Annotated in this window: 10 protein-coding genes; 4 read left to right on the forward strand and 6 right to left on the reverse strand. The window is 52.7% G+C overall.

The window, feature by feature from the left end:
- Positions 1 to 35: 35 nt before the first annotated feature.
- From CIK74_RS04315 to CIK74_RS18460, 3 genes are all read right to left on the reverse strand, one after another.
- The gene (locus tag CIK74_RS04315) at positions 36 to 656 is read right to left on the reverse strand and encodes a malonic semialdehyde reductase (RefSeq protein ID WP_096254548.1); all 621 of its coding nucleotides are present in this window, start codon (positions 654 to 656) and stop codon (positions 36 to 38) included.
- Between the two features lie 358 nt (positions 657 to 1014).
- Positions 1015 to 2199, reverse strand: a complete 1185-nt coding sequence (locus tag CIK74_RS04320) for a histidine kinase (protein ID WP_096254549.1) — start codon at positions 2197 to 2199, stop codon at positions 1015 to 1017.
- Between the two features lie 43 nt (positions 2200 to 2242).
- Positions 2243 to 2428: a hypothetical protein gene (locus CIK74_RS18460; protein ID WP_141392866.1), complete on the reverse strand. Its 186-nt coding sequence runs from the start codon at positions 2426 to 2428 to the stop codon at positions 2243 to 2245.
- An 83-nt stretch (positions 2429 to 2511) separates the two neighbouring features.
- On the opposite strand from CIK74_RS18460, the gene CIK74_RS04325 reads away from it, so the two are divergent.
- The 4 genes from CIK74_RS04325 (at position 2512) to CIK74_RS04340 (ending at position 7655) form a co-directional block, all read left to right on the forward strand.
- A complete protein-coding gene (locus CIK74_RS04325) occupies positions 2512 to 3186 on the forward strand; it encodes a response regulator transcription factor (protein WP_096254550.1) in 675 nt (224 codons plus the stop codon).
- A gap of 114 nt (positions 3187 to 3300) precedes the next feature.
- On the forward strand, positions 3301 to 5853 hold the full coding sequence (locus CIK74_RS04330; RefSeq protein ID WP_096254551.1) for an ATP-dependent Clp protease ATP-binding subunit: 2553 nt from the start codon (positions 3301 to 3303) through the stop codon (positions 5851 to 5853).
- Between the two features lie 169 nt (positions 5854 to 6022).
- Positions 6023 to 6931, forward strand: a complete 909-nt coding sequence (locus tag CIK74_RS04335; protein ID WP_096254552.1) for a hypothetical protein — start codon at positions 6023 to 6025, stop codon at positions 6929 to 6931.
- 61 nt (positions 6932 to 6992) lie between these two features.
- The gene (locus tag CIK74_RS04340) at positions 6993 to 7655 is read left to right on the forward strand and encodes an alpha/beta family hydrolase (RefSeq protein WP_096254553.1); all 663 of its coding nucleotides are present in this window, start codon (positions 6993 to 6995) and stop codon (positions 7653 to 7655) included.
- On the opposite strand, the gene CIK74_RS04345 is transcribed toward CIK74_RS04340, so the two are convergent.
- The 3 genes from CIK74_RS04345 to CIK74_RS04355 all read right to left on the reverse strand — a co-directional run bounded on the left by CIK74_RS04345 (position 7652) and on the right by CIK74_RS04355 (position 11186).
- Positions 7652 to 8362, reverse strand: coding sequence for an ATP-binding cassette domain-containing protein (locus CIK74_RS04345; protein WP_096254554.1), 711 nt, complete (start codon positions 8360 to 8362; stop codon positions 7652 to 7654). The two genes, CIK74_RS04340 and CIK74_RS04345, sit on opposite strands and share 4 nt — an antisense overlap.
- 13 nt (positions 8363 to 8375) lie before the next feature.
- Positions 8376 to 9824, reverse strand: coding sequence for a helix-turn-helix transcriptional regulator (locus CIK74_RS04350; protein ID WP_229677217.1), 1449 nt, complete (start codon positions 9822 to 9824; stop codon positions 8376 to 8378).
- Positions 9825 to 10016: 192 nt separating this feature from the next.
- On the reverse strand, positions 10017 to 11186 hold the full coding sequence (locus CIK74_RS04355) for a hypothetical protein (protein WP_096254556.1): 1170 nt from the start codon (positions 11184 to 11186) through the stop codon (positions 10017 to 10019).
- Between the last annotated feature and the right edge of the window lie 218 nt (positions 11187 to 11404).

Raw genomic sequence — 11404 nt, forward strand, 5'->3', positions numbered from 1 at the left:
TGCTGCCCAGGACCCCCTTTATGCTTTTACAGTGCTTAGATGCTGCGAGTAGCGAACTGTGCGTCGTGGCGCGGAAGTCGGCCAAACCATGCGTCAGCACCTGGCTTACCAACGTTAACTATTAGGAACGACTTGTTGCGGCCATCGGCGTTCACCACGGCGTCAATCGCAGCTGCATCAAAGCCGGCCATTGGGCCAGCGGCTAAACCAACGGCGCGTACTGCCATGATGAAGTATCCGGCCTGCAACCATGCGTTGTTATTTCCGATAGCGGTGCGCGCACCCTGATCTTCAAACATTGCTTTGCGTTCTGGAGCATGTGGGAAGAATGATGGGAATTCTTCGTGCCACTCGGTATCGAACGAAAGAATGGCCAGGGCCGGTGCGGTCAGCGCTTTCTGTGCGTTAGTGCCGGCCATAGTCTCTGAAACCTTTTGACGAGCCTCAGCGCTTTTCACCCAAGTGATGCGCAGTGGCTGGTTATTCATGAGAGTTGGACCCATTTTCATGGTGTCGTAGATTGCATCAAGAACTTCATCTGAGACCGGCTCATCGCTAAAGGCGTTTGCACTACGGGCTTCGAAGAACAGCTGATCCGCCGCGTCCGAGTTAATGCTTAGCATTTCGTATGGCTGGGTTTCAGTCTGAACCGACATGTGATGCTCACTCTCGAAAGTTGATTGTATCCAAGAGGTATAACGGAAAACTCGGCCTAGGACATTCCGCATCAGCCATGTGAGCTGTAACACAACAGGTATCGGTGAGGTTATAAAAGGTACGTCGCGCCACTAACAAACTCAGGCGTGCGATGGGGGCACAACGCCGAAGAAAGATCAGTTCGTCCATGACGCAACGTACCTTTTAATCACTGCGGATTAATCACTGCGGAACTCTTGATGATGCCACTCGCAAAACATCACCAATTTCCCTGCGGTGATCGGTCTTCACCGATACATCTATAACTTATCGCGATTCCAAGAAAAGCGAAATCATACTTAAGTAGGAGGGTAGGGCCTAGAACGGGATACTGGCAGTGAGTACCCACTGTCCATCTACAACCTCCGCATTGAACCGTCCGCCGAAGGCATTCATCCGGTCTCGCATACCAATAAGGCCAATTCCACCGACCGGCTGGTCACCCTTTATAGGTTTCGACTTCGGTATCTGATTAGTCATTTCAAGGATCGCGTTGGACCCAGAGATCTCTAAACGCAGATCACAGGAACCCTCGCGCTTGCCGTGTTTAATAATATTCGTCGTCGCTTCCTGCATCACTCGATACAACGCAGTCTGTGCAGAACGCGGAAGTTCAGAGATTTTTTCGTCGGTGTGAGAGGTCACAGAAAAACCGGAATCTTTTAGCCGTTGCGAAAAGATCTGCAGGCCTTGAACTGCATAAACAGTGGTTGCCGCGGGCTTATCGGCGCTGCCGCCCGACGAATCACTCATTGTCCCGTCGGTTCGCAATACATTGAGCATCAGTCTTAAGTCGTGGAGCGTCTCGGTACTGAGCTTTGCAATAATGTCGATTGCATCCATGGCCGCCTGGCCACTGTTAGCAAATTTTGCAGCTTTAGACTGCATAGCCACCACGGTGATGTCGTGGGCGACAATATCGTGCAAGTCCCGAGCGATGTTTTTACGTTCGAGTTCAATCGCGACTCGGTTTTGTTCGCGGCTCTCTTCCATCAACCGAATCGCACTAAGATTCCTCTCGCGGAGGTTGAATATAATCAGCGCCAAGAAAAATGATAAACCTGCCACGGGGATAATTACCACGAGAAGAATTGCATCCTCGCCCGCACGAACGCCATATTGCCCCATCCATACGGCGAGAATTCCCAAGTACCAGTAACGTACCAATGGCGATAGTTCAGTGGCAGCCAGCGCGCTGAACGTAACTATTGAAAAAATTAGAGTTAAAACTAAACCAGCATCCCAGAAAAAGAAAAAAAGGATGGCTAGATACATCCCCAGGGACGTTGCAATCCAACGCAAGCCAACAGCCAAGGCAATTGAGAGCAAAAGCCCGACAACCGCTCCACGAATCGACCGCTCTGGGGTATTTTCAATACCGCTAATAAGGAGCGTCGCAAATTCAGAGGCTGTGATTCCTATTAATATCGCCAGACCAGGCCAAACGATTATGCCCCGGCCTGAAAGGTGCTTGCCCAGAAAGCCATTTAGCCACAAACTCATAGGCCGAATATTTCACCGTGCGTTCATCGAAGTCAAATAACGATTAGTTGCAGGCAATACCCCACCGCTTACAGACCCACTGAGAAAAATCCTCGCCTATACCAGCCGGAGTCGCAACGGCCAGTCCCGAATAGGTAGACTCGGCCACCGGTGCCGCGGTTGCAGGTGCAGCTACAGCCAAAGGCGCCGCTACAAGTGCGGCCACTGCCAAAATCTTTAAAGCTTTCATTTCAAACCCCAAAACTATTGAACTTATATACTTCGATTTAAGGCAGGTTGACTCCTGAGCTGCCTCCCATTCAAAGGAAACCAATGGAACAGATTAAGGTCCTCATCGTTGATGATGAGCCTCTTATTCGGCACGCGCTTAGCACGATCCTAGCAACGGATCAGGGAATTGTAACTGTTAATTCGGTACAAAATGGGCAAGAAGCGGTGACCTACTGTGAAGCACACGAAGTAGATGTCGTACTCATGGATTTACAAATGCCAATCATGGATGGCATTGAAGCTACAAAGAACATTAAATCTTTAGAGGACAGCCCTGAAATCCTTGCGATTACCGCATTTTCCTCGGACGACTACCTAGTCCCGGTCCTTGTTGCGGGCGCCAGTGGTTACCTCGTTAAAGACACTGAACCAGGCGAAATTATTAGGGCGGTTTATTCCGTTCACAATGGCTCAGCGGCCATCTCACCGTCGGTTTCGGCTGATCTAATCACCGCGGTTAGAAACGTTCAACGAACGCCTCAAGATACGGCTGACCTTATCGATGATCTGGGTCTAACTAATCGTGAAATGCAAATCCTTGGACTTCTCTCCGAGGGGTTCAATAACACGGAGACAAGCCGGCGCTTGAACATCTCCGAGGCTACGGTAAAAACCCATATGGCGAAGATCTTCATGAAATTAGAAGTACGCGACCGGGTCCAGGCACTCATTGCAGCAACACGGCTGGGGCTCATCGAGATCCCTCGTGACGCTTAAAAGCTGTGAACTACCACTCTTCTAGTTGCCTAACTCCACTTTGCGGGAATAGATTCTGTCGTATTACGTTGAACATGAGCATAGACCACTCAAGTTTCTACTAGGAGGCTCATCTTGCCAGCTTTTTTCGGACCACCGTCAGACGGCTCGTTCGAGGAATTCCTCTCCCGGTTCCTCTCCTCACGTGCCCAGGCCGCGCGCCCCATCGACATCACTCGTCTGCTCTCGCAGCGCACCCACGAAGCGGTATCCATCGCCGCCGGATTCGCCCACGAAAACGGACATTCCGAAATTGATGCGTTGCACCTGCTAGTCGCGCTGCTCCGCACCGAGCCTGCCGGACAACACCTGAGCGCAATGGGTGTGGATCTTGAAGCCCTATCCAAGGACGCAATTCAGCGCCTGCCACGCCGCGAAGAGTCAACCGAGAAGCCTTCTCGTCTCTCCTCCGCTGCGCAGCGCAGTCTCTTTGATGCTTATCAGGTTGCTCGAAACTACGGTTCGACCTATATCGATCCGGAACACCTATTCCTGGCCTTTGTCTTCTCACCAGACTCCCCCGTGGGTATGCTGCTCGCACAACACGGCATCACTGGCCAAAGCCTGCAACAGGCAGCCATGGAGCAAGCCCAGCGTGCGCAGTCCGGCGAAGCTGAGACTGGCGAAGAACAAGATGTGTCAATGCTCGAACGCTACGGCACCGATTTGACCGCTTTGGCATCTGACGGGCAAATCGATCCGGTCATCGGTCGCGATGACGAATTGGCTCAAGTCGTTGAGATCTTGGCTCGTCGCACCAAAAACAACCCGGTACTTATCGGTGAAGCTGGCGTGGGTAAGACCGCGATCGCCGAAGGACTGGCTCGCGCCATTGTTGCCGGCGAAGTCCCGGAGCAAATCCGCGGAACTCAACTGATCTCCATTGACCTTCCAGGAATGCTCTCTGGAACGCGTTACCGCGGAGACTTTGAACAGCGCTTGACCGGACTGCTCGAGGAAGTCGCTGACGCGGAGGGGCAGACCATCATCTTTATTGATGAAATGCACCTGCTAGTTGGCGCTGGTTCCGGAGAATCCGGGAACATGGATGCAGCTAATATCCTCAAACCACGTCTAGCTCGCGGTGAACTGCACCTGATCGGCGCCACCACACTAGATGAATTCCGCAAGGTTGAAAAAGACTCGGCTCTGGTACGTCGCTTCGGCAAGGTCACCGTGGGAGAACCTTCTCAGGAAGTCGCCCTGGCGATCCTTGAAGGGTTGCAAGAATCATATGAAGATCACCACCAGGTGCAATACACCCCTGAGGCATTAAAAGCTGCGGTCTCGCTGTCGGCGCGCTACCTGACCGACCGTCGGTTGCCGGATAAGGCAATCGATCTGCTCGATATTGCTGGCGCTCGTAGGTCTATCGCCGCTGGTGGCACCGAGGACGTACAGGCACTACGCAATGAGCTGGTCGAGGCAGACCGTGAAAAGGCCCGTGCGATCGGCGAGGAACGTTATGAAGATGCCAGTGCATGGCGCGATCATAATGCCGCTCTCACTGAGCGCATCACCGCTGCCGAAAAAGCCGGTGATTCTGGGATTACTCGTGTAGTTGATGAAGCCCAAATTTCCGAGGTCATCTCTCGCTCCACCGGAATCCCGACCTCCCGGATCAACGGGGATGACAAGAACCGGTTGGCCTCCTTGGAAGAACAGTTGCATGCCTCGGTTATCGGTCAGCACGACGCAGTTGCGGCTGTCTCCCGTGCGGTGCGCCGTAGTCGTACCGGTTTAGCTCCGGCACAACGTCCTATTGGTTCCTTCTTGTTCCTCGGCCCGACCGGCGTGGGTAAAACCGAGCTGGCTAAGGCTCTAGCTAATAACCTGTTCGGTTCAGCCGATGCCTTAGTACGGATCGATATGAGCGAGTACGGAGAAAAGCACACCGTCTCGCGGCTCATCGGTGCCCCTCCAGGCTATGTGGGACACGACGAGCCAGGACAGCTAACCGAAAAGGTACGCCGCAACCCGTACTCGGTGATTTTGCTCGATGAAATCGAAAAGGCTCACCCCGATGTATTCAACGTGCTCTTGCAGGTCTTGGATGACGGACGTTTGACCGATACTGCCGGACGCACCGTCGACTTTTCCAATACCCTGATCTTGATGACCAGTAACCTCGGCGGCGAATACCTCGCGAACAAGGCCGGTAACTTTGGTTTCACCTCGGTCAATGCGAGTAGCGAGAAGGCCGAAATTCGGGCCAAGGTCATGGGCAAGGTGCGTGAGTTCATGCGTCCCGAGTTCCTGAACCGCCTGGACGAGGTACTACTGTTCGGTAAGCTCAGCGAGTCTGAGATTGCGCAGATTGTGAAGCTGGTTCTCGATGAGACCGGCAAGCACCTGGCGGAGCAGGAACTGAAACTTCACGTCACCGATGCTGCTGTTTCATGGTTGGCAAAGGAAGGCTACGATCCAGAATTCGGCGCTCGTCCACTGCGTCGCCTGGTTCAGCGCAAGGTCCAAGATGCCATTGCCGACCTGCTGATCGGTGACGAGCTCAACGCCGGCGACACCGTAGAGGTCGACTTCGCGGCAGGACAGCTAAAGGTTGCCAAGCAGGTCCCAGCCACGGAAATCGCACCAAGCGAACCGGTCATGGACTACTTCGGCAGCTAAGAAATTCCCTCAAGCGGGGCTAACGGATCATTTCGATCCGTTAGCCCCGCTTGTGTTTAATCGTCACTATCAATTCCAAGCTCTATGTCTTTACGGAACAATAAACGCGCATCTTGTCCTGTAGGAAGGCCTCGATAGACTGATAATTGACCAATACTCCGGAGGTTTCATGCGCTCGCGTCTTCTTTTTACCATTGCTGCCGTGTCTTTAGTGTTGGCAGGATGCTCAAGTCCGCCCGACGCGATTGTCTCGGCATCTGAACCGAACGACAAAGAGACTCACGCTCCTGTTGCTTCTACTTCAACTTCAGTTTCAGCTACTTCATCTGTTGAGGCGGCGGCTGTTTCGCCCACGCTAAAGGCAAGCGGACAGGACTGGGCTGATTCGAAAATCCAAGCTTGGTTGGATAATTCGGGGATCAAGTCGGTGAAGGGGTTCTATCCCCCAAACAATTTGATGATCAGTTGGAGCGGTTCAGAACCGGGGCATCTCGAAATAGTCCTTGATAACTCTTATCGATTCAACCAAGACGGAATGCTTCAAAGCTACGAACGTCCCACCGATGAACTTCGAATAATGGGCCTCGTGATGTTCGAAAGCATCGGTGAACAATCACCAGAATTAGAATCAGTAACGTTTGCTACCGAGAATGGGAAATACTCGGGCACTTACTCCCGAGCCCGAACTGGTGCCGATCCTAATGATCGTGACGCTTGGGCTGAAGAGAAGTATGTGCAGTGGCTCGATTCGATGAATGATACTTATGAGTCATTTTGCGGTGCGACCATCAAGAAACTTGCAACTTATCGTAGCTGCATCCCGACCGACCCACACGCGTACATTGATTCCGTAGAATCCCCTGATTTTGGCGAACTAGTAGTGACCTTGGCCCCCGGCAATTGGCAAGACAACACCTACGACACGAAATCACTTCCGGGCGTTAATTTTGTATCCGGAAACATGATGCTCAAGATCAATAGCAAGGCTCATGGAAATGAACAGGTGGAAAAGCTGACCGTTATCGTCGAGGGATCCGATGAAACGAGCACCGAGTTCAAAAATCCTCCCACGGAGTAGGTTCGCCACGGGCACCAGTCCCGACCCCTTGAACACCCCAGAAAGAACTACGCTTGATCCTATGAGCCAGGAAATACTTATCCCAGGGGAAGACGGCCACCTAAGCGCATCTCTAGACGTTGCGGATGATGCATTTGCGTTTCTCATCTTGGCTCACGGGTCAGGCGCTGGGAAAGATCACGACTTTATGACTGGGTTTGCTTCAGCCATAGTGCAGCACAGGGTCTCGGTGTTGCGCTTCAATTTTCCCTACATGGACGCCAGTAAAAAGTTCCCAGACAAGGCGCCGATTGCCGTTGCCGCGTGGAAACAAGTCCACCAGTGGGCCGCGGATAACCTTGCGGCCGGACTTCCCATTTTTACCGCAGGAAAATCTTTCGGTGGACGCATGGCTTCCCTTGCTGCCAGCGAGGGGATGCCCGCCGAAGCATTGATTTTCTTAGGCTACCCACTGCACGCCCCGAAGAAGGAAGACAAGCTCCGCGACGAGCACCTTTACCCACTAACTATTCCCATGCTTTTTCTTGAGGGAACCCGTGATCCATTCGCCAATCCAGCGATCATCAATCGTGTGGTCTCGAACCTGAACGCAGAGAGCCAAATTGTCTGGTTTGAAGGTGGGGACCATTCATTCAAGGTCGCCTACTCGGGCCGTTCGGTAACTCAGGATGGCGCCACATTAGCCGAGCCCACCGCCACGTTTATTCGTAGCCGGCTTAGCTAAGACTTCAAAAAGTCGTGTGGGTCGGACAGAAACTCTCGCCACTGCTTAATGAGTTCAAGCTGATCGTATTCACTTTCGCGCATACCCCACGAACCAATTTCTAAGATCTTCGCGCCCGCGAACGCTGCCAGAACGGGCGAATGAGTGGAAATGATCAGCTGCGAGCCTCGCTCTACTATTCCGCTCAACTTCCGCACCAAGGCAGTACATCCCGCTAAAGACAAAGCTGATTCAGGTTCGTCCAGAAGCCATAGTCCTTTGAGGTTTATTCGCTCATCGACGAGATCCAAGAAAGATTCGCCATGGCTGCGCTCATGCAACGCGGAGCCCAACGCCGATTGTTCTAAGTATGTGTAGAAGGAATGCATGGTTTCTGCACGAAGAAAGAACCCCTTCCGCGAGGCAGCCGCACCACGATGGAGTTTGAGCATTTGCGCGAGGGAAGATTCCGATGCTCGGGTCACGTGCATCGCGCCGGTAGAGCCACCTTCCGGGTTCATCCCGTAGGCGATCGCCACAGCTTCGAGCAATGTAGATTTACCGACACCGTTTTCTCCCACGATCACGGTGACTCGACCCAAATCCAGACCTTCGAGAAGCAGTTGTCGCACCGGTGGCAAAACTAACGGCCATTGCACCGCAAGTGGTGCTCCCGGGTCCAGCGACTCCACACGACGCACGGGCAAGAACAGGTCACTTTGATTCATCGCCACAGGTTGTCTATCGCTGTTGTTGCAAGAATCGGTAAACCTCGGTTTCATCTACGCCAGGGAACGCTCCGGTGGGCATCGCTGCCAAAAGGTGCGTATTTGCGCGAGTAGACGGCCAAGCGTTTCCAAACCATTCGCTGGATAACTCCGCCGGCGGGCGTCTGCAACAGTTTTCATCTGGACACGTCGACTGGCAACGTTCCTTGGTGTCGCGGCCACGAAACCATTTAACATGCTCAAAAGGAACCCCGATGGATAGCGAATACAGCCCCGAAGAGTGCCGTTCGGTACGCGCAGTACACCAGTAGGTGCCATTTACCGTATCGGTGTACTGCTCGAAGGAACGGAATTTATCCATCTGTTCAAAGACCACGCGACTTGTCCAATAACGGCAAATGCTCTGCCCTTCGATAGCGCCGGTGTGATCCGCCGGGAAATTTACTCGGTCGTTTTCATAGGCCTTATGCAATATCCCCGATTCGTGGACCTTCTGAAAATGGCAGGTTACTCCCAGATGTTCTGTTGCCAAGTTGGTAAACCGGTGAGCTGCAGTTTCATAGGAGACCGCAAAGGCGTCGCGCAGATCCTCAATCGCGATTTCTCTTTTGGCCTTCGCCTGCCGCAAGAACTCGGTGGTTGATTTCTCAGGCATCATCAAGGCCGCGGCAAAGTAGTTCGTCGCGACGCGCTGGTCCAAAAAGTTCGCATAGCTGGTGGGGGCTTCGTGGCCCAGAATGTAGTGGCCCAACGCTTGAAGCAGTACCGAACGTGGGTCATGCTCGGAGCGACTGGCCTGTGTTAGATAGATTCTCTTGTTCTTCAAGTCAGTCACCGACCGGGTGGAATGCGGAAGATTACCAACAAATCGGAGGCTGAATCCAAGGTGTTCAGCGATATCAGCTGCACGGTGATGCGATAGCGGTCCAGCGTCATGGCCCACTGCCGCAAGCACCTTCGAGGCTTCTTGCTCAATTTCCTTGTAGTAGTTATTACGCTGACGCATCTCTTGGCGTAGCGCGGTGTTTGCACGCCGCGCTTCTTCCGGAGTTGCAGCCTGTTCTTCAAGACGGCGTTCTAGTTCATTTTGTAATCCTACGAGTGATTCGAGTACGTCCATGGGTAAACGCGTACCTACGCGCACCTTCGGTAATCCCAATGCCTCATAGAGCGGGCCTCGTTGCGCACGTTCCAGATCAATTTCCAATGCTGCGCGTCGTGTAGGGGGCTCGGATCCCAAAAGATCATCAACTCCCACTTGCAATGCTCTGGCCAATGACTTGAGCAGCGAAAGTTTCGGTTCCCGCTTGCCATTTTCTATCAGTGATAGTTGGCTGGGAGCCGTTCCCACTAGCGCCGAGACATCGTCTAACGTCAACGACTTTGCTTTGCGCAGGTGGCGAATTCGTCGGCCAAGCGCAAGCGTATCGAGCTCCGGGTCCAGAGCAGACTCGGATTCGATGTCAACGGAGAAATTACGATTCCATGTGGATGCAGTCACATTCACAGCCTAAGCGAAGAACAATCAATTTTTCTAGGAATTCGCCCTAAATGACAATAATTGCGTGCGACAAGAACAACCGCGTCAAAAGATTTTCTGTTCTTTCCTCTAAACCGATCGCAGCGTTAGCTGGCTTCTGTTTCACTCAACCAATTATTTCTTCCATTTCATGACTTCAACGTACGCATCATTTGTTGAGTACCCTGTTCCGCGCACGCCCCAGGCAAAGTAGTCGCCGTTGCAGAAGGCCGTGCCTGTTAGCCCTTCCTTTGCAACCTTAGAAAGTTCATTGGTTTCTAGATCCAGTAAGTACTGCCAACCATCACTCGCGCCTCCGCTGTCCGCCACCTGCCAGGCAGCATGCTGTCCGCAGATTGCGTAGCCCACAGCGCGTGAATCAGCTGGCAGTGCGACGGCTGTAACATCCTTATTCTGAAGATTAGTCACTAAGAACTTGTCAGCCAGCTGAGCCATCAGAGTTTCCCCTTGCCCAACTAATCCCGTAAATGCCACGGTGTCATCGAGCAACGAGCTTCCGGTGAGTAGAACTTCAGGATCCGCTTGCTTGGTATGAAGCGAAATTGATTTTGCTACGTGCTTCTCGGAATTCTTTTCGGTGCCATTTTCAGTCACCAAATCTAAAACCGCGATCCCCTGATCCAGCACGGCGGGACTGGTGGCATCATCAGCGAAAATCTTGCTTTTGTCATCTTCAGATAGCGAATGTTGGAGGACCGAGGATGAAGTTGACCCGTTAGCCTTGGTGGTCAAAGTTGACCAATATACGGACTTATCGTCCGCCACCGGGACAGCTACCTCGACATTCCACTCATCGTTGCCAAATTCATCATCGTTTTTTGACTTCGCCAATAACTTTGATTGATTCCCTGGGCCGCCGGTGAACAGCCGCCAGGTTCTAGAGGCTGATCCATAATTGGGGCTTTCTACCCAGAGATAACCATCATCCGTGGAAAGCGCGGAGGTGACGGTACGGTTACCATCACCTTCAACCAGCTTCCGAGTACTTCCAAATGCAGTGAACTCTCCATTTTTTGCAAGCCCGATTTCACCATGGTCACTCAATTTGGTATCTGCTTGTGTGGGTCTCATCTGCTGTGACAGCTCGCCTAGGACCTCGCCTTGGCTGCTTAGCCCCAACCCCGAGAGGAAATTCGAGTGCTTTTGCCAGTTATCCGTTGAATCCTGCACGGTGAATTGATCTTCAAACGCGACTTCAGTGGCAGCGCCCAGCTCGACAACTCGTGCGCTGACTTCCTTCCCACTGCCCCATTGGACCTCAGAAAGAGTCTGCGGTTGAGTCACACCGTTGTCAATTGCGCCGGGATTTGTCGCGGCCCCATCACTTGAAACACACGACGTGCTCAGACAAAGCGCCGCTGTTAGTAGGCCAAGGCTGAGGAGTCGGGATTTAGGTCGCAAGGTCGATCCATTCTCTGGTCCGGTCACTGACTCAGGCTGCACGACATCAAATTTTCCTCGCCGGCCTGCTGATCTTCATACTAGCCCAGATTTTTCATCAG

This window comes from Glutamicibacter sp. BW77, assembly GCF_002332285.1.
GTDB classification, from domain to species: Bacteria; Actinomycetota; Actinomycetes; order Actinomycetales; family Micrococcaceae; genus Glutamicibacter; species Glutamicibacter bergerei.

Coding starts and splice junctions, on each gene's coding strand:
- CIK74_RS04345 (WP_096254554.1), bottom strand. CDS start 8,362: ATGAATCAAAGTGACCTGTTCTTGCCCGTGCGTCGTGTGGAGTCGCTG.
- CIK74_RS04325 (WP_096254550.1), top strand. CDS start 2,512: ATGGAACAGATTAAGGTCCTCATCGTTGATGATGAGCCTCTTATTCGG.
- CIK74_RS04320 (WP_096254549.1), bottom strand. CDS start 2,199: ATGAGTTTGTGGCTAAATGGCTTTCTGGGCAAGCACCTTTCAGGCCGG.
- CIK74_RS18460 (WP_141392866.1), bottom strand. CDS start 2,428: ATGAAAGCTTTAAAGATTTTGGCAGTGGCCGCACTTGTAGCGGCGCCT.
- CIK74_RS04315 (WP_096254548.1), bottom strand. CDS start 656: ATGTCGGTTCAGACTGAAACCCAGCCATACGAAATGCTAAGCATTAAC.
- CIK74_RS04340 (WP_096254553.1), top strand. CDS start 6,993: ATGAGCCAGGAAATACTTATCCCAGGGGAAGACGGCCACCTAAGCGCA.
- CIK74_RS04335 (WP_096254552.1), top strand. CDS start 6,023: ATGCGCTCGCGTCTTCTTTTTACCATTGCTGCCGTGTCTTTAGTGTTG.